The organism is Marivita cryptomonadis, assembly GCF_002115725.1.
Classification (GTDB): domain Bacteria; phylum Pseudomonadota; class Alphaproteobacteria; order Rhodobacterales; family Rhodobacteraceae; genus Marivita; species Marivita cryptomonadis.
In genome coordinates, this window is the sequence record NZ_JFKD01000036.1 from 1 (window position 1) to 19,079 (window position 19,079).

Sequence of the window (19,079 nt, forward strand, 5' to 3'; positions counted from 1 at the left end):
AGCTTCTCCTCGGCATCCCTGTCGCGCCGGTAGGCGGCATACTGATCCTCTCCGCTGTTAACCGACATGACGATATCTGACGCTTCATGCGGCAGGTGCTTGTCGAACTCCTGCTTGTAAAGCAGACAGCTTTCACGGTCGAAGGTGACCACCTGCGCGCCGAAACCGTTGGGCGCGACCTTTTCCTGATAGTGCTTGGCGATGTCGCCACAGATCGCGCGGATGCGCTCGGGGGCCTTCACGAGGATCGACATTTTGGCGGCGGCACGGCCGAGCTTGTCTTTGTCCTCGTCCGTCAGACCATCGGTCAGTTCGGCATAGGCCGCCTCTATGGCCTGCTGGTCGATATGCAGATCGACGAGCCGCGGCTCGAAATGCAACTCTTTCGTCGCACCGTCCCGGATCGAGTCGTTCAGGCCATAGCGGCTCATGTAGCCGTTCTCGTCGATCTCCGCACCGAAAGCGTAGAACGTGTTCCGGTCCGCGCGGTTGATCGGGGTGCCGGTCAGGCCGAACAGGAATGCGTTTGGCAGTGCTTCACGCATCTTGCGGCCTAGACCGCCTTCCTGCGTGCGGTGCGCCTCGTCGACCAAGACGATGACGTTGTCGCGGTCATTCAGAACGCCGTCCGCCTCACCGAATTTGTGGATCGTGGTGATGACAACCTTTCTGGTATCCTTGGACAACAGATCGGCCAGCTCCTTGCGGCTGTCGGTGCGCACAAGGTTGGCCATATCGGCGGCGTAGAAGGTGCCGGCGATCTGGCTGTCGAGGTCGATCCGGTCGACCACTACCAGCACCGTCGGGTTCTTCAGCGCCGGGTGCAGGCGCAGCTTGCGGGCGGCGAACAGCATCAGCAGCGATTTACCAGAGCCCTGGAAGTGCCAGATCAGGCCTTTGCGCACCTGGCCCGCGACGACGCGCTCGACGATCTTGTTGACGCCCTCGACCTGCTGGTAGCGGGCGATGATCTTGATGCGCTGCTTGCCCTTCTGCGTCGCGAAGGCAGTGAAGTTGGCGAGCAGGTCCAGCACCATCGCCGGGCGCAGCATGTCAGTGACGGCCTTTTCGACCTCGCCCATCGACTGCAACACATCTTCATCCGTCCGCCACGGGCCCCACAGATCGACGGGCATGCGGACAGAGCCGTAGCGGTATTCCTTCCCCTCGGTGGCGACAGAGAAGACGTTCGGCACGAACAGTTCCGGTATGTTCTTCTCGTAATCGTCATGGACCTGGAGTGCTGCGTCGAGCCAGCTTTGGCTGGAGCGGACCGGTGTCTTGGCCTCGATCAGGACGACCGGCAGGCCGTTGGCCAGCAGCACCAGATCAGCGCGCTTTTCGGTCTTGCCAGCGCGGAAGGTGAATTGCTGGGTGACCACAAAACTGTTTTGTTCAATGTCGTCGAAATCGATCAGGCGGATGGTGACATGTTCGCCATTCGCGCCAAAGGGCATGGAGCGTTCACCGAGCATCCAGGCGCCGAATTCCTCGTTGGCCTTCACCAGCCCGTCTGAGCGCGCGCTCATGACGATGGCGCGCAGGCGGTAGAGCACGTCGTCCACGCGGGACGGGTTGGCGGCGATGTCGGGGTTCAGGCGGATCAGGGCATCGCGCAGATAGGGCTCGACCAGCGCCTCCTGCGATTGGCGCGGCAGGTCGGCGGGGCCGACGAAGTGCCAGCCAAGGCCGGAGATCGTGCCGCCCTGCCGCGCAAGGCCGGGTGTGACGGTGGTCGGGCCGCTCGTGCCAGTGAGACGGTCACGGATGAAGGCTTCGACGGTGTTGGCTTCGTTGAAAGTCATTTCAGTCCTAATTAGCGATGCCTGCTACTATGCGTGCTTTCATATCAATGATCTTTTCTCTTCGAGTTTCGATATTCTTGATTGCGGCGTTAAGGCCATTGAATTGGTCGACCAGATTATCCTGCTGTTCTCTGGGAGGCAGTGCCACCAAAGCATTTGCAAGCGACTCCACGCCCAAAGTTGGGACACCACTGTTTGCATTCATTCCGCGAGAAATTTCGGCCATGAATGAGTCTGATCGCGTCACCCAGAGAAGAAAATCGCTCGAAATTCCTTCGTTCTTCGGTTTCATCATTACAATGGTGTGTGAGAAGGCCTTGTCATCCTCGCCATAAAACCGTGAGAGGCCAAGGATGCCCTTTCTCGCAAAAACGACGTCCTTTGGCTCAAAGCGGCAACGACGTTTCTGCTCTAAGAAGGTCTTTTCCGGGACTCTCTTCGCTTCAGAATAATCAAACCCGTCTGGACCATCAAAGTCTTGCGTGGCAACCAACGGGTAACCGTCTTCACAATATTCGGGGTAACGATGAGATGGATTTGGGTCGATTATTTCGACATAGTCGCCGAAACGCCGAGCTTCTTTTTCGCCGAGATCACCCTTTGCGGCGAGGGGAATTTCTTTGAATAGAATCGCCCTTAGAACTTCCTGGGCGGCTGCACTGGCTGCATATAACGAGTTAAGACTGTCTTCGAGTGAAAGACAGACTTCCACCAACCGTGCCTGCTCCTGGATGGGAGGCAGCAGGAATTCGAAGTCAGCGAGGCTCTTCCAGTTCGTGCGGGGTGACAGCGATCCGGCCGACGTGCCGACGGCATGATCGAAGAACGCATCTGTCTGACAAATGAAGGGCAGAAGTTCAGGCATCAGCGCATCGCTGGAAGGCTCCAAAACATAAATGTCCCCTGAACAGACCCCTGTGAAATCGGCGACGGCCACCTTGCGCTGATAGGCCCGGCGCTTGCCGAACAGAACCTGACCCGGTTTGAACACTGAGGTGAAGGTCGTGCCATCCGCAATATCAGCCCAGCGACGAATGCGCAGGTCGCCGGGTTCAATATGCTCCAGCCCCACGACGCGCTCATAACCCTCGGCTTCGGGGTCTTTCGCGCGCAGCTTTGACAACCGCACCACATCGCCAAACGCCACACGGGTCCAGCCAGCCTTGTTCGAAATCACCTGCTCAAGCATCGGCGTCCTCCGCAGGTTCCAGCCCGTCGAGCATATCAACCAGCGCATCCATACCGGTCCAGAACCCACGCCCCTCGGCATTGAAGATGTCCCAGGCGGCGGTCAGGGTCACGGCCTCGCCCACCGGCACCTCTGGCTTGGGCTTCTTCACGTAGCGAGCGATGGACAGGTTCCCCTCGGCCGCCAGCACATCGGCAGTGCTGATAACGCTGGCAAAACCGGGCACATCGATGAATTCCTGATAGGCCGCAAGGATGCGCGCCTGATCCTGTGGCCGCAGAAAGCTCTGCGCCCGTTCGCGCGCGATCTCGGCCACCGCGTCGATGAACAGGATGCGCCCTTGCCGGTCGGCGGGCTTCTTGCTGCGGCAGAGAATGACGCAGGCCTCCATCGGCGAGTTGTAGAACAGCCCCGGTCCGAGCCCGAGCACGCATTCCACCAGATCGGCCTCGATCAGCTTGCGCCGCATCTCGGCCTCTTCGTTGCGGAAGAGCACGCCATGCGGGAACAGGATCGCGCAGCGCCCGGTTTCGGGGTCCATTGCCTTGAGGATATGCTGGAAGAAGGCGTAGTCCGCGCGCCCCTGCGGCGGGGTGCCGAGGAAGTTGCGCCCCCAGACATCCTTCTCCCACGCGCCGCGGTTCCATTTCTTGATGGAGTACGGCGGATTGGCGAGGACCACGTCAAAGGTGCGCAGCGCGTCCCCTTCCGCGAAGGCCGGGTTGGCGAGCGTGTTGCCACTGGCGATGTGGAAGTCCGACACGCCATGGATCACGAGGTTCATCCGCGCAATGGCGGCGGTGATGGTGATCAGCTCCTGCCCGTAAAGGCCGATGGTGCGCGTGTCGCCGCCGCGCCGTTTGGCTTCGGCGAGGCAAGAGATCAGCATGCCGCCGGTGCCGCAGGTCGGGTCATAAATGCTGTCACCCGGTTGCGGCTCCAGCATCTGCGCCATGAGATGCACCAGCGTGCGGTTGGTGTAGAACTCCTGCGCGGTGTGGCCGCTGTCGTCGGCGAACTTCTTGATGAGGTATTCGTAACCGTTGCCGAGTTCGTCCTCGGGCACGGCGGCTAGCGTGAGGTCGTGCTTGGAGAAGTGCTCGATCAGGTTCTTGAGTGTTGCGTCGGGCATCTGGCCCTTGTCGGTCCAGTTGGCGTTGCCGAAGACACCTTGCAGCCGTTCCGGGTTAGCCGCCTCGATGGCGAGGAAGGCCGAGAGCATGGCCCGCCCCACGTCCTTTGGCGCGCTGCGTACGTCGTTCCAATGCGCGCCTTCGGGGATGACAAAGCGGTCATTGGCCGTGGCGGTCGCGTAGCCTTCGTCCTCGGTTTCGTCGAGCGCATCCTGATAGTCTTCATCCCACACGTCGGAGAGGCGTTTGAAGAACATCAACGGGAAGATGTACTGCTTGTAGTCACTGGCATCGACCAGCCCGCGCAGCAGCGTGGCCGCGCCCCAGAGATAGCTTTCGAGTTCGCGCTGGGAGAGGTGTTCGGTCATTGCAGCCAGCCTCCCTCGGTCAGAACCTTGCGCAGGTGATCTTCGGCTGCCCGCGCATCCGCAAGGGCCGTCTTGAACGCATCGACGGCCTCGGGCAGCGGTGGAATGTCCTCGCCGATGGGCGGCAGCACATAGCGGGAGATGTTGAGCGTCCACCCTTCCTTCTTGATCTCGTCGATGGTGGCAACCTTCGCACGATCCTCGACATCCTCGAAGGCGCGATACCACGCGACGATCTGGTCGCTATGCTCCTGGTCGAGGAAGTTCTGCGCGCGGCCTTTGCGGAACAGGCTGGAGGCGTCTATGATTAGGACCTTGTTCTTGCGCTCTGGCGGCTTTTTGCGCCGCAGAACGACGACGCAACCAGCCAATTGAGTGCCGTAGAACAGGTTCGGAGCGAGACCGATGACGGCCTCGATCATGTCGTTCTCAAGCAGCGCCTGACGGATGGTCCCCTCGGCCGACTTTCGGAACAGGGCGCCCTGCGGCAGGACGACGGCCATCCGGCTGTTTCCGGTCGGCGCCATCGACGAGATCATGTGCTGGACAAAGGCATAGTCGCCGTAGCTCTCGGGAGGGATGCCATACTGAGCCCGTCCCCAGGGATCGGCTTCCCAGAGCTCACGCCCCCATTCCTTCAGCGAGAACGGCGGGTTCGCGATGACGCAGTCGAAGGTGGCGATACCGCTCGTGCTCGAATCCGTGAAGGCGGGGCTGCGAAGCGTGTCTTCGCGGGCGACCTGGAAGTCCTCGATGCCGTGCAGGACCAGATTCATCCGAGCGATGGCGGACGTGGTGAGGTTTTTTTCTTGGCCGTAAATCTTGCCATAGAAGGTCCGCGGGTCACCGCCCTTGCGCATGACATGCTCGATCGCGCCAAGCAGCATGCCGCCGGTACCGCACGCGGGGTCATATATGCTCTCGCCTTCCTGCGGATCGAGGATCTCGACCATCATCCGCACGACGCTACGCGGGGTGTAGAACTCGCCGGCCTTGTTGCGCCGGGTTACGTCGGCGAACCTGCCGATAAGGTACTCGTAGGCGTCACCGAGGACATCTGTACTCACCACCTTGTTACCGAGCCGGATGTCTGAGAACCCCTCGATCAGATCCTTGAGAAGTTCGTCCGAGAACTTCTCTTTGTTACCCCAGTCGGCGGTGCCGAAGACGCGGAATAGCGTGTCTGGGTTGGCCCGCTCGATCTCCTGCATCGCACGGTGGAGGCCCGCTCCTACATTCGTCGCGGTCTCGCGTACATCGTATGCGCCGTCCCCGTCCCATTGATTTTGCAGATTCCGGTTCGGTCTGATTTTTGGGAAGGGTTTTCCATCTGAGATGGAGGCGCGGATGGCAGATGGAAGCGGATTTGTGGGTCGGTGCGAGGTGGTTGAGCCGCGTCGTGGAAACCGGCGCTGGCCGGATCATGTGAAAGCCCGGATTGTGGTAGAAAGTTTCTGGCCCGGGGCGCGGGTCAATGATGTGGCGCGGCGCCATGACATTGTTCCACATCAGCTTTCGGCCTGGCGCCGGTTGGCACGTGAGGGCAAGTTGGTGCTGCCTGCTGATGCCATGGCATCGATATCTGCGGAGGCCGCTGCCGTCAAAGTTCCGGAGCCGTCCTTTGTCCCGCTGGAGATCGCCATGGAACCGGAGGTGGACCAAGTCGGGGCTGCTGCGTCGTTTGCAGGTGGCGATGGCTCTGGCGACATGACGGTGGAGATCGGGCGAGATGTCGTAGTGCGTGTTCCGTCCGATATGGATGTGGCGCGGGCCGCCCAGCTGATCCAGGCTTTACGGGGGTGCTCGTGATTGTCGCGGGACAGCGGCTGCCAATCGTGATCGCGACGAAGCCGGTGGATTTCCGGCGGGGTCACGATGGGTTGGCCGCGACGGTGCAGAATGAGCTGGGGCTCGATCCGCATTCAGGTGTGACGGTGGTGTTCCGCTCCAAACGTGGGGACAGGTTGAAGATCCTGGTCTGGGATGGAACCGGGCTTGTTCTGATCTACAAGCGATTGGAAGTTTCCAATTTCGTATGGCCGCAGATTCAGGACGGGATCATGCATATGTCCCGTGCCCAATATGAGGCTTTGTTCGAAGGTCTGGATTGGCGGCGGATGGTGGCAAAACCGGTTGTGGCGCCTGCTGCGGCAGGGTGACTCAGCGCCTGATTTTGACGTTGTTTTATTGGGCTTTTCTTCCTGTTCAAGGTAGAAAAGCCCATGTCAGAACCGTTCGATATTCGCCAGTTTCCAGGTCTGCCGCCCGAGGTCGTGACGGCCTTTGAGGCGCAGCAAGCTGCGCTTGAAACGGCGCAGTTCGAAGCCGCGGTCGAGCGCGCGGCGCGGCAACATGAGCAGGCTGTTGGCGCTGAGAAAGACACCTTCATCACCGAACTGAAGGCGCTGGTCGAGAAGCTGGAAAGTCAGGTAGCCGACCATCGGCGAACCAAGTTTGGGCCGAAATCAGAAAAACTGAACTCCGATCAGCTGGAACTGGCGCTCGAAGATCAAGAAATCGCCATCGCCGAGACACAGGAAAAGATAGACGCCGTTCAGGACAAGATTGACCAGCTCGACAAGGACAAAAAGCCCCGCAAACCGCGCAAGCCCCGCACCCTGCCCGAAGGATTGCCGCGGGTCGAACGCGTCATTGAGCCTGACAGCATCCTTTGCCCCTGCGGCTGCGGCGACATGGTCAAGATCGGCGAGGACCGGTCGGCACGGCTCGACTACATTCCGGCCAAGTATCAGGTCATCGTGACGATCCGACCCAAATACGCTTGTCCCAAGGGGCGTGCCGGGGTGGTGCAGGCCAAGGCACCTGCACACCTGCTGGAAAACAGCTGGCCAACCGAACGGCTGCTGGCCCAGGTTGCGGTTGCCAAATTCTGCGACTTCACTCCCTTGAACCGTCAGGCTGTCGCCATGGCGCGCAATGGTCTGCCGATGGATCGCTCGGTGCTGTCAGACTGGATGGGCCGCACCGGGGCGCTGATCGAACCGGTGGTGGAGCACATGGCATCGGTCCTGCTGAAAGGCAGCACGCGGCTCTATGTCGACGAAACAACAGCGCCCGTGCTTGATCCTGGACGGGGCAAAACCAAGACCGGGTATTTTTGGGCCGTGCTGCGGGACGATCGCGGATGGAATGGCCCCGCGCCGCCCGGTGTGGTGTTTCACTATCGCCCCGGGCGGAGCGGCGAGTATGCCGCAGAAATCCTCGACGGGTTCAACGGAACCATTCAAGTCGATGCCTATGGCGGCTATACCGCTCTTGGCACGTCCAAGCGGACGGGCGGCAAGCCGTTGAAATTGGCCTACTGCTGGGCCCATGGGCGCCGCGCCTTGATCAAGGCACAACCCAAATCCGGCTCACCCATCATCGACGAAGCCCTGCTGCGCATCGCCGCGATCTACCGGGTTGAGGCAGATATTCGTGGACTGCCGCCGGATGACCGCCGCGCTGTCCGGCAGGAACGGTCACGCCCACTGGTTGACGAATTCTTCGCCTGGCTGATCGCGCAAGCCGGCCGCGTCTCGCGCAAATCCGATCTGGGCAAGGCGCTGGCCTACATGGTCCGCCGCCAAGAGGGCTTTCGTCTGTTTCTGGAGAATGGCCATGTCGACATGGATTCCAATCTCGTCGAGAACGCGATCAGAAGTCCGGCCATGACGCGCCGCAACGCGCTTTTTGCCGGTCACGATGCCGGGGCAAGAAGTTGGTCCCGGTTTGCCAGCCTGATTGGAACCTGCCGGATGAACGGCGTCGAACCATACGCCTACCTCGTCGACTTGTTCACCAAACTTGCCTGCGGCCATCTCGACAAAGACATCGACGCCCTGATGCCTTGGGCCTACGCCGCCAAATCAGAAGACGTGAGCTCATCCGTGACTCCCTGATGAGCTCACGAAAGAACTCCCCAGAAATCGGTCAACAGGCCACGATCAACAATTTCAATGGGACGGGGACGGCGCATACCGTACATCGTTCCAGTGGCAACCTTCGGGAACGACAAAGCGGTGGATTTCGGGGAACAGTGAAGGGTCGGCGTCGCCATAGATCTCTTGGGCCTCAGCAGTCTCTTCATCCCAAACATCGGAGATGCGCTTGAAGAACAGGAGTGGGAGGATGTAGCCCTTCCAGTCTGTCCGATCGACCGCCGAACCCCGTAGTGTATTGGCTGCGTCCCACAGAGCTGACTTGAGTTCTGCGAGACCCGCCGACCTAGTTCTGCGAGCGCCATTGCCCTTTTGGCTCGTGTTCGCAGTCATAAAGTCACACAAATAGTGGTCACGGCTCCGAATATCATCGCCTTTCGAGTTCCAATACCATAACGAATTCTCTCGATCAAAATCTGTTTGGCGGTTAGCCTCGCAACTTCCATATGCCTGTAAATCCTCAGTAATCTTTGCTTGACCAGACTACGGTAAGAGATACTCACATTCGCCACGGCTAGTAAGTTGAGCCTAGTGGCGCGAACGCGGCTTTATCAACCAGAAACATTGCCATAGATGAAGCCATGTTTCTGGAACTCGCTAGACAGGCCAAAGCTGCTTTCGACTCTCAACAACATTTAGTCGATATTCCATCAGACAATATCCGGCCCCCGTTCCTTCCCCCCGCTTGCAGGGGAAGGCCCTTCGTTTGACCCGTATCCACGCGATGCCTTTTTTCGGTGGCCAACCGCTTCCCCGCAGGCTTCTCACCTGCCCCGCTTTTCGCCGCTTTGGGCATCCGCGGTCCCCGATCCATCAAGTCGTCACAGGACGATCTCTCTGGCCGGTGGGTTCCGTTATCGCGTTTCTGCGCCAGGCCAGAAGGAGCCGCCTTGGCGCGGGGTGGGGTAGTCCCCGGGTCATAGCCTGTGACTTGTTGGCCGGTGCACAGACAAACCGTGGCCACTGCTCTTTGGAGACGCTGGCGCGGGAGAAGCAGCGGGTGTAAACCGGAGCACGAGCGACGCCCTGACTGGCAGGACGCGCCTGTACAAATCTCCGAGTTTTTGCGTCGACACGAAGTGCATTGCCTTGCACAACAGATGAATGTGCAGCCATGCGATCGCCCGTGCGGCCCAAACGCTTGAGAGCGATTTCATGACTGCTCTGCGCACTCGCTCAGTTTTTTTAGCGGGTTGCTAACGGGAATATTGGTCCAAGGTACGGCGGCTTGGCACGACGGAGCCGAAGCGCACTCATTTCATAGCAAATTAACCTCCGCCCACAGCCGAGAGCAGGTTCGACAATTGTTTTCCGCGTCTCTACATTTAGCGGCCAGCAAACAGCATTTTTCAGGAGCAGGTCGATTATGGTCAGCAAGGTGCTCAAGGACGTGCTGAGGTCGCTCGAAGAGGGCTTCGCAGACCATTCCGTGTTTCTGTCGATGCACGGTGTGAAGACTCAGGATTATTCGCTCCAACTGACAGACTATGCTGAACGCGGTATCTTTTCCTCTCAACAAAAAAATGACTTGGCTGAGCGCCACGATCTTCCCAATGAACTGGTCGAAGAATTGTCGATTTTGGTCGGCAATGCGCTGGACACGGATAGCGAGGTGCCGCGCGTCAGGATTTCTCGGTCCAAAGTCATCAACCGGATTCAAGGCTGGGCGACCGGAGAGCGGCTGCGAACGCGACCGATCCTGATGAGCCCGGGCGAGATCAACGCAATCTTTGATGCGCTCGCCCTGCCCTTTTTCGTGGCGGCGTTGGAAGAACCAGCAAAACCGTCGGCGGACAGCCCTCAAGCAGATGCAAACGGGGATGCAGGTCAATTTTCGCGATCTGTAAAGTCAGCGCCGAGCACGAACCGCTTTGCACAGGGTAAATTGCAGATTTCTTCCGAAGACGAGGATGAGAGCGCCGCACGGGTGGCCATCAGCGACCTTGATGATCAGCCGACTCTTGCGTCCGAGGAAAGGTTCGCGCTGCCTTTCGAAGCGGCCCGCCACATCCTCGTCGCCGACAACCTCGGCGCGCTCTCGGATGCCCGGCGGCTGCTGGTTGTCGAACAGGTCTGCTACATCGCAACTGACGCGGGATGGTCTCTCACATATACGTCGCGAGACGAAGGGGGACGATGGAGCGACGTGTCCAACCGCGACGTCGGCAAGTCCACGGTTCGAACTGGCCGATTGATCAAACTACTGCAAGACGTCATGCAGATCGTGACTGGACATGCTCAAACCTACAGCGGTCACACTGCGAAGTCGGACATTGAATCGGTCCGCGCACGAATTGCCCGACGGCTCAAAGACGATTCCCTCAAAGCCCCATAAGAAGTGCACTGACAAAGCAATGCACTTGGTAGCCTGACCTTTCGTCCTGCGATGGTCAGGGCATGCCACGCACGCCCATTAGCAATACGTCAAACGCCAGGACAGCATCGAACACGACTGCTGTCGACGAGGCCGTTTTGGCTTTGGCGCGACTGCTTGGAGAAGCGGCCGCGCGCGAGTGGTGTACCGATAGCGAAGCGCAATCAACCACGGAGAACCAAGACGATGCCGCAGAATGTGAAAACTGAAACGAGTGTGCCGCTCAAGACCGTCAAGCAGGTCGCGCTCGAAGACAATGTGTCGGAGAAGACAGTGCGCCGCGCCATCTCGGCAGGTCTTCTGGAAGTTTTGCGTGTTGGCCCAGGTGGCCGCTTGATCCGCATCCATCCAGCCCAGCACGAAGCCTATCGCCGCCGCGTGAAGTGGTAGGACGCGCGTCCATTTTTGTCCATTAAAGTCAATGCTTTGTAATTTTTCGGGAAAAGGGCATCCAGTAAAATTGCGGATTTTACATGCTATGGTTTTCCCGAATCGGGCGCTCTGACCACGCGTGTCCACCCGAGACCAACGATGACCACAAGGAGCCCTTCCCGATGACCCTCCACATGCCGATCCCGCTCGATCAAGCTTTCATACCCGTAGACACTCCGAGCTTCGGGCGCCTGATCAAACGACTGCCCAATGCGCCCAAGCTGAGTGATACGCGCAAGCGCGACATGATCTCCGGCCTGCGGCGTGTCGCCGATGCGCTTGGCCTTCCGGAAGATGACATTCCCTGCGACGGTCGCTGGCTGCAACCGCGTCTTTCAAAGATCAATGCGGCGATGATCGGAATGAAGCCCAAGACATGGCAGAACGCGGTGAGCAACGCACGGTCTGCGATGGCGCATTTCGGGATCGTTGAGCGTCGCAGCCGACGCGCGGAAGACCTCGATCGGTTCTGGGGCCCGCTGTGGGATGAGGTTCTCATCTCCGGGGACAAAACACTTCCGACCGCGCTGCGCCGGTTCATCCACTTTCTCAATCGCATGGGCGTGCACCCGACGAATGTCTGCGATGAACATGCAACTGCGTATCGCGAAGCACTTGTGATCAACGAGATCAGCAAGGATCCCGACACGGCCTACAGGGCTGCGGTGAATGGCTGGAACCTCGCCGGCGAGCGTCTCGCCGAATGGCCGTCGATGCGGCTTTCGCTGCCACGCCGCGCTGTGCGGATCGCGCTCGACGAATCCGCGTTTCCAGTCAGCTTTACCGATGACGTCGAAACAGTGCTGAACAAGTTGGCGAAGCCGGACCCGTTCGACGACGCGGCGCCGTCCACACCGCGCAGACCGGCGACGATTAAGCAGTACCGGCATCAGATCATGCGCTTCGCGTCCCATCTGGCAAATAGCGGCATTGCCGTGGAAACTATCAACTCGCTGCAAGTGGTCCTCGATCCCTGGAATGCGAAGCAAGGTTTGCGCCAAATGCTCAGGCGGAACGATGGGGTCACAAATCGTGACATCAGCCAGACTGCTGCCCTCCTGCGCAACTTGGCACGACTTACGGGACTACCGGAAGACCACCGGGATGCGCTTGCAAGTCTTGCCAAAAAGGTCGCGCAACCGGCTCAAAACGGGATGACCGAGCGCAGCCGTGCGCGCCTGCGTGTCTTGCAGGATCCCCGACACAAAAACCGGTTGCTGACGCTGCCCGAGCATCTGTTCTCCAAGTACTGCTCCACGGCTCAGCGCGCGAAGATGAACGCGCTGGCACGTGAGGATGCGCTGGCCATCGCGATCCTGCTTGTCTGCCCGATCCGCGTCGGTAGCCTTGCGGGTATTGACCTCGGCAAGCATATCCAGCGTCCCGGCGACGGACGCGTTTTCCTGGTGCTCGAAGAGGAGGACACCAAAACAGGTCGATCCATGGAGTTCGCGCTGCCGGCAGACGTCGTGGTTCTGCTCGACAAACACCTCGCGACACGCTGTCCGTATCGTTGCCCCGCAGGCACACAATTCCTCTTCTCAAAAAGGGACGGTTCCGCGTCTATCGGACCATCGGAATTGTCGAGCCGTATTTCCAAGCGAATCCGCAAGGAAACAGGTTTGGAAGTAAACGCGCACCTGTTTCGACATTTCGCGGTTATGAACTGGCTGGATGCAAACCCAGGTGGGTATGAGGTTGCGCGCCGCCTTCTGGGCCATTCCGACCTGAGCCATACCATCAATTTGTATTCTGGCCTTGAAGTCACCAGCGCAACAAAAGCGTTTTCCGATCTCGTGTCGGATCTGCGTAAAGGATACAGCGGATGAGGCTCGTACTACCGAGAACCGAATGGCCCGACGCCGACAGCGCCATGTGGAAGGCCCTGTTCGCGAAAGGCGATCTTCTTGATGGACAAGGCCAAATGGCCCACGTGCGTCGGACAACGCAAATGTCGCTCGAACCACGCTATGGTCGGTGGCTATCATGGCTGCGGGCGAACGAACCCCACGCGCTTGACGTGTCACCACCGCAACGCGCAACGCTGGATCGCATTAAGGCGTGGCTCGTCGCACTGGATCACACGGCCCCGATGACGCGCCTCGCCTTTATCGACGGTCTCCTGCGCGTTCTGATGGCTGCAAACCCGGAACGCGATTGGTCGGCGCACCGCACACTGCGTGCAAGGCTCAAGAAACAAGCCGGACGCGGCGCGCAAACGCGCAAGAAGGGCAAAATCCTGTCCAGCAACGTGCTGCTGGATGCCGGACTGAACCTCGCTCTCGTAGCTGCCAATGAGGCGCGCAGCCCCATCTGGCGCGCCATCCACATTCGGGATGGCGCCATCATTGCCCTCCTGGCATTGCTGCCCATTCGTCGTCGCGCGCTGATTGGCCTTCGGATTGGAGAATCAATTTTCTTCAACGACAACACAGCCACGCTTGCCCTTCCGGCCAGCCTGACCAAATGCGGTGTTCCTTGGGAGGCGGAGATCCCAGGCGCTGTCATGCCGGCATTGAACCGTTATTTGCAGGATGCTCGACCCTTTCTTCTCGAACGGGGGGCAACGCGCCATGATGCTCTTTGGGTAGATCGCAAAGGATTCCCCTTAGGCTATAGCGCGGTCGCACCGGCGGTGAAAAACGGCACAGAACGTATGCTTGGGATTCGTATTTCCCCGCATCTCTTCCGCGACGCTGCCGCCACCACGTTGGCGCGCCACTCACCACAAGCCGCGACCTTGATCCGCCCGATTTTGTCGCATTCTTCTGACAAAACCGCCGAACGGCATTACAATCACGCAAAGACGATCGAGGCCGGGCGCGACTATGCCGCCCTCCTCGCTACACTCAAGGAAGGACAGACACGATGATCCGTACCGCGATCTACGCCCGTTTTTCGACAACGATGCAGAGCGAACGGTCCATCGAAGATCAGGCGCGTCTGTGCATCGAGCGGGCTGGGCGCGAAGGGTGGACCATTACTGAGACCTATTCTGACATGGCAATTTCCGGGGCGTCAATGCACCGCCCCGGGCTTCAAAGCCTGGTCACGGCCGCAGAGAAGGGCCAGATTGACATCGTCCTTGCCGAGGCACTTGATCGCATCAGCCGAGATCAGGCAGACATTGCCACCCTGTTCAAACGCCTCACGTTTTATGGGGTGCGTGTGGTTACGTTGGCGGAAGGCGAGATCAACGAACTGCATGTCGGCCTCAAAGGCACAATGAACCAGCTGTTCCTCAAGGATCTGGCTGCCAAGACCCATCGCGGCTTGCGCGGGCGTGTGGAAGCCGGGCGATCTGGCGGCGGCAACGCGTATGGCTACAACGTCGTGCGCGTCGTCAACGAGGCAGGTGAGCCTGAGCGCGGCGAACGCGCGATCAATCCCGAGGAATCGGGCATTGTGCGCCGCATCTTCGAAGAGTTCGCTAGCGGCAAATCACCCAAGGCCATTGCACATGGTCTGAATGACGATCACATCGCTGGTCCTCGCGGCAAGCTCTGGCGCGACTCGGCGATCCGCGGGCATCGCCAGCGCGGTACTGGGATTCTGAACAATGAACTTTATATCGGCCGCCTGGTCTGGAACCGGCTGCGCTACGTCAAGGATCCCGAGACGGGCAAGCGGGTCTCCCGCATGAACGCGCGCGAAGAATGGATTATCACGGATGTGCCGCAGCTGCGCATCATCGACAGCGACCTGTGGGACAAGGTGAAGGCGCGGCAGGAAGACATTGATGCGACTCCCGCAGTACAGGGCATCAAGGCCAGCCGGTTCTGGGAGAAGCGGCGCAAGAAACACCTTCTGACCGGCCTGCTGACCTGCGGCGCCTGCGGAGGTGGTTTTGCCTCGATCGGCCGCGATTACGTTGCGTGTTCAAATGCGCGCAAGTTGAGAACCTGCAAAGAGAACAGGTCTTTCAAGCGTGAGGTACTGGAAGACGCGATCCTTGATCTGCTCAAAGACCGTCTCATGGTGCCGGAGGCCGTTGCAGCCTTCATCGATGCGGTCACGCGCGGCACAAATCAGGTCCGTGCCGGACAGGACAAGGCTCGCAGAGGCGTGGAGCGCGACCTTGAACGCGTCACGAACAAACTGAGCGGTCTTTACGAGGCGATCGCCGACGGGTTGCGCACACCGGGTCTTCTCGCACAGCTTGAAGACCTTGAGGCGCATAAGTCTGACCTGCAATCCAAGCTGGCCTCCCCACCACCGGCACCCGTGCGTCTGCATCCCAATCTGTCTGCGCTCTACAAGCGCAAGGTCGAGGATCTTACCGCGTCGCTCGCAGATCCGAGCATCCGGGAACAGGCACTGGACACGATACGTGGCCTCATCGCACAGGTGGTCGTCCACCATGATGATGAGAACATTGTATTGGAACTGGAGGGGGCTTTGACCGCCATGCTTGATGCCGCCCAGGCGGGTGCCGGGACTGGTATCGATGTTTGTTCGGTGAAAGTGGTTGCGGGGGTAGGATTTGAACCTACGACCTTCAGGTTATGAGCCAAAACCCTTTGAGTTAAGCTTGCCATTTGAAATCAATGACTTGCCATGCAAGCATTTGAAAATACGATGCTATTCAGTCCGTCCTGAACAACGCACAAGCTGTTGATAATGAATGATTAAACGATGATTTAAGTGGTCATGAATTGCAAGGTTTTGTACTATTGCATTGAAAACCCTGCAATTTGATCCTGCCATGAAACATCGTAATCGCCCGCCTGAACAAGATGATCTTCTGCGCCCGCGCCTCGTTGACTTGATCGATATGCGCCACGAACTGGTGAAGTTGGCCGCGTTGATCGATTGGGAGTTCTTCGAGCGGGAATGGGCCGGTTTCTTTCCGTCAGGAACCGGCCGCCCGGCGACACAGCCGCGGCTGGTGGCGGGCCTGATGTATCTTCAACATCTGCATCGCCTGTCCGATGAAGCCGTTGTCGCCCGCTGGGTTGAGAACCCATACTTTCAGCATTTCACGGGGGAGATCTTCTTCCAGCATCAGCCCCCGATCCACCCGTCTTCCCTCAGCCGATGGCGCGACCGGATCGGCGATGAAGGGGCCGAGTGGCTGCTGACGAAAACCATCGAGGCCGGGCGCTCAAGCGGCGTTGTGGACGATGACAGTCTGTCGCGCGTGTCCGTTGATACAACCGTCATGGAAAAGAACATCGCCTATCCCACCGACGCGCGGCTCTACGAGAAAGCACGCGCCAAGATCGTTGCCCTGGCTCAAGAGGCCGGGGTTCAACTGCGCCAGCAAGGCGCCACTACTGGCGGCGCAGGTTGGTCGAGGCCATTTCCCCTCTGACCTGCTCCAGAATCGTCCCGAGGGCCTCACCCTCAAGAACCCCTGACGCGTAGAGGGCGCAAGCCAGACGCTCGAGGATCATCCGATTCGCTTCAAGAATCTGTCGCGCGCGAGCGTGGCCGCGCGACAGACGGCCCTCGACAATCTCGCGCTGCCGGGCGTCGAAGCGCAGGCGGTCTGCGGCGCGGTCATCAGTGCCGAGGTAGACCAGCGTTTCTCCCAGACCGAGGCTCTCTTCCATCTCCGCCGCAATCCGCGTGACTTTCGCAAGATCGCTTCCATCATCACCACCTGCACCACCAGACGGCGCCCCCAGAACCAGCACTTCAGCGGCTCGACCCGCGAGACCGATGGCGATCTGCGCCTCAAGCGCCGCCCTCGTGTTCGTCGTCTCTGCGGGCTTTGCGCGCATCTCGCCGCCATAGCTTTGGATCGTGAGCATCCGGGGTTGCGCGCCGGACGTTGCCGTTGCGACAATGGCGTGTCCGGCCTCGTGGAGTGCAACCCGCCAGCGCAGAGCAGGGGGCAGTGGAGGACGCAGCGCGGTAAATGCACTCATCAGATCGCTTTCAATCATGGCCCGCCGCTCCCCCCGTGCGATCGCGCGCGCTGACCGGACCAGAACCGCGATATCCGCGCCTGACATACCAAGTGCAGCCTTCGCGATTGCGCTCAGGTCCATATCCGGCAAGTCCGACCCCAGGTGCCACCGAAGCGCCTGAGGCAGCATCTCATGCGACGGGTGGCTAAGCTGCAGCACCTTATCAAACCGCCCGGGACGACGGATCGCGGCGTCTATTTTCCACAGATGATTGGTCGCGCCCAAGATAACAACGCCTTCCCTCTCGTCGAAACCATCCAACAATTCAAGCAGCGAGGTGACGATATGGTCTGTGTATGACGAATTATGGTCTGGTGCGCGTGCCCGGTCGCCAAAAGCATCCAGCTCGTCAATCAACAAGATCGCAGGCGCTTGTTCTGCAGCCTTGCTGAAAGACCCATGCATCGCTTTGAACACTTCGCTCGCGCGTGCGCCCTCAGATGACCATTTCCCCAGCGATCCCGCCACAACTGACAGTCCAGCTTCCTGGCCGACCAGACGCGCAAGCTCGGTCTTGCCGCAGCCGGGAGGGCCCTCGAGAAGCAGGCCACGCGTCACCTCCGACCACGGCAGTGCCCCGTTCGACCACGCACGCAGGTCGGCGATCATCTGCTGAAATGTCTGGCGCACAGGTGCCGGCAGCGGGAAGTCGGCGAGCGTCCCCGTGCCACTCCGAGCAGGGGACAGTGCGGTACGGATCTGCGCAATAGCGCCAGCTGCATCTGGCGCGCGCAAGGCCAGAATGAAAGCCTCCACACTGAGCCGCGACAGGGGAAGATCCGACAGGCCCGACGTGTCCTTCAGTTCATGTACAACAGTAAGGCACAGGTCTTGATCGGGTCCGACGAAATAATGCAGATGCAACGCCGCCCTTAGGATGTCCGCGTCAATGGGCGCAAGCGTCACGACTTCCGGCCGCAGATCTTGGACAGGTTTGGGGACCAACGCGGCGACAGGCGCCAACAACACCAGCGAGGTCGTCCCCAAGAAAATGTCATACACGCTATTCGACAATCCCAAGAATGGACGACGCGCTTTCGGCGTTCCAGAGGGCACCGCATCGGCCGCCGACAGGATCGTCGTGTGATGCTCGAGAACAGTCAAGTACGCGACCGCTGCCGTGATCGCGTGCAGGGTTTTGTCCAGCGCGTCTTCGAGGCCACTCTGTCCGGTCTGCACCAGCAGCACTTGTGACGGGCGGGCAAAGCGCGCTTGTAACGCGGCCTCGGTCCCAAAGGTGCGGGCAATCCGTAGCACTGCGAGCAGCGTCGTCGGGTACCACCGCCAGCACTTCTCCTGGGGCGCTTGGGCTTTTGTTGCGGGATCTTCAAAATCCGCTAACGTGGACGCAAGGCGGTGCGTGTCCCCAACTGTTGCAGGCAGCTGAATGTACTGGCCCGCCCAATGCGCCTCGCCGATCATGGCAAACAAACGCGTTGCGAGGATCTGCCAATCGAGGGAAGCTGCCGTGTGGGTGGGCTGGAGCATCCCCTCGCGCTCGCCTGTCGCATTGCTGCGATGAGCGACAGAGGGACTGCCGGGCAGCGGCGCGTGGGCGGACGACAAATGATCATTTGTCTTCATGTCGATCTCCGGATGTAAAAGTAAAAGGCGATACGACCCCGCATCGCGATGCCCGGGGGAGGATGGCCAACGCGCCGCTTCCCCTGCAAACCGCCGCACGCTTGCACTCAATGATCTCCGGCGTATACGCCAAGCTGAGCACTTTCCTCTCCGCTACCGCGGCATGTCTTTCCTGTTCGCACGGATGCGTCACGGTCTCTCCTTCCCGCACTTGACCTGTGTGGGGCTTGTTTCCGGGAAGCGCCACCTGCGGCGCGCATGCAGCAGATATACCCCGGCAGGAGAGAAAGATCACCCTTCTCGAGAAACCTCGGCCCAGAATTATGTGGATAAACTTC

General features: G+C 59.7%; 14 protein-coding genes and 1 pseudogene. 9 read left to right on the forward strand and 6 right to left on the reverse strand.

The window, feature by feature from the left end; translation table 11 throughout:
• The 4 genes from MCRY_RS21155 to MCRY_RS21170 form a co-directional block, all read right to left on the reverse strand.
• A partial coding sequence (locus tag MCRY_RS21155; protein ID WP_139834149.1) for a type I restriction endonuclease subunit R occupies positions 1 to 1,805 on the reverse strand: 1,805 nt, incomplete at its 3' end.
• Positions 1,806 to 1,812: 7 nt separating this feature from the next.
• The gene (locus MCRY_RS23040; protein ID WP_176234546.1) at positions 1,813 to 2,994 is read right to left on the reverse strand and encodes a restriction endonuclease subunit S; all 1,182 of its coding nucleotides are present in this window, start codon (positions 2,992 to 2,994) and stop codon (positions 1,813 to 1,815) included.
• Positions 2,987 to 4,495 (reverse strand): type I restriction-modification system subunit M, encoded by a 1,509-nt coding sequence (locus tag MCRY_RS21165; RefSeq protein WP_085633598.1) that lies wholly within the window; start codon positions 4,493 to 4,495, stop codon positions 2,987 to 2,989. The genes MCRY_RS23040 and MCRY_RS21165 overlap by 8 nt, the downstream gene beginning before the upstream one ends.
• Positions 4,492 to 5,706, reverse strand: a complete 1,215-nt coding sequence (locus MCRY_RS21170; protein ID WP_217808255.1) for an N-6 DNA methylase — start codon at positions 5,704 to 5,706, stop codon at positions 4,492 to 4,494. Before MCRY_RS21170 ends, MCRY_RS21165 begins: the two co-directional genes overlap by 4 nt.
• Positions 5,707 to 5,842: 136 nt before the next feature.
• Here MCRY_RS21170 and tnpA point away from each other — a divergent pair, with 136 nt between their 5' ends.
• From tnpA to tnpC, 3 genes are all read left to right on the forward strand, one after another.
• Complete coding sequence (tnpA, locus tag MCRY_RS21175) at positions 5,843 to 6,304, forward strand: IS66-like element accessory protein TnpA (protein WP_085633618.1); 462 nt, start codon at positions 5,843 to 5,845, stop codon at positions 6,302 to 6,304.
• Positions 6,301 to 6,654 carry an IS66 family insertion sequence element accessory protein TnpB gene (gene tnpB, locus MCRY_RS21180; protein ID WP_139834150.1) on the forward strand — a complete coding sequence of 118 codons (354 nt, stop codon included), beginning with the start codon at positions 6,301 to 6,303 and terminating at the stop codon, positions 6,652 to 6,654. Before tnpA ends, tnpB begins: the two co-directional genes overlap by 4 nt.
• A 63-nt stretch (positions 6,655 to 6,717) precedes the next feature.
• Positions 6,718 to 8,397: an IS66 family transposase gene (gene tnpC, locus MCRY_RS21185; RefSeq protein WP_085633602.1), complete on the forward strand. Its 1,680-nt coding sequence runs from the start codon at positions 6,718 to 6,720 to the stop codon at positions 8,395 to 8,397.
• Between the two features lie 54 nt (positions 8,398 to 8,451).
• Here tnpC and MCRY_RS21190 read toward each other — a convergent pair whose 3' ends face one another.
• Positions 8,452 to 8,769, reverse strand: coding sequence for a type I restriction-modification system subunit M N-terminal domain-containing protein (locus tag MCRY_RS21190; protein ID WP_085633604.1), 318 nt, complete (start codon positions 8,767 to 8,769; stop codon positions 8,452 to 8,454).
• 1,033 nt (positions 8,770 to 9,802) lie between these two features.
• Here MCRY_RS21190 and MCRY_RS21195 point away from each other — a divergent pair.
• The 6 genes and pseudogenes from MCRY_RS21195 to MCRY_RS21220 form a co-directional block, all read left to right on the forward strand.
• Entirely contained in the window at positions 9,803 to 10,771 is a 969-nt protein-coding gene (locus tag MCRY_RS21195) for a hypothetical protein (RefSeq protein ID WP_085633606.1), read from the forward strand.
• Between the two features lie 225 nt (positions 10,772 to 10,996).
• Positions 10,997 to 11,200, forward strand: coding sequence for a MerR family transcriptional regulator (locus MCRY_RS21200; RefSeq protein ID WP_085633608.1), 204 nt, complete (start codon positions 10,997 to 10,999; stop codon positions 11,198 to 11,200).
• A 452-nt stretch (positions 11,201 to 11,652) separates the two neighbouring features.
• Positions 11,653 to 13,071, forward strand: a complete 1,419-nt coding sequence (locus MCRY_RS21205; protein ID WP_217808256.1) for a site-specific integrase — start codon at positions 11,653 to 11,655, stop codon at positions 13,069 to 13,071.
• A 305-nt stretch (positions 13,072 to 13,376) separates the two neighbouring features.
• Complete coding sequence (locus tag MCRY_RS21210; RefSeq protein ID WP_176234548.1) at positions 13,377 to 14,114, forward strand: site-specific integrase; 738 nt, start codon at positions 13,377 to 13,379, stop codon at positions 14,112 to 14,114.
• Complete coding sequence (locus tag MCRY_RS21215; protein WP_085633614.1) at positions 14,111 to 15,751, forward strand: recombinase family protein; 1,641 nt, start codon at positions 14,111 to 14,113, stop codon at positions 15,749 to 15,751. Before MCRY_RS21210 ends, MCRY_RS21215 begins: the two co-directional genes overlap by 4 nt.
• 196 nt (positions 15,752 to 15,947) lie before the next feature.
• Positions 15,948 to 16,593, forward strand: a pseudogene (locus MCRY_RS21220) (transposase); the annotation flags it as partial.
• Here MCRY_RS21220 and MCRY_RS23570 read toward each other — a convergent pair.
• On the reverse strand, positions 16,516 to 18,741 hold the full coding sequence (locus MCRY_RS23570; protein WP_085633616.1) for an AAA family ATPase: 2,226 nt from the start codon (positions 18,739 to 18,741) through the stop codon (positions 16,516 to 16,518). The pseudogene MCRY_RS21220 and the gene MCRY_RS23570 sit on opposite strands and share 78 nt — an antisense overlap.
• Positions 18,742 to 19,079 lie beyond the last annotated feature (338 nt).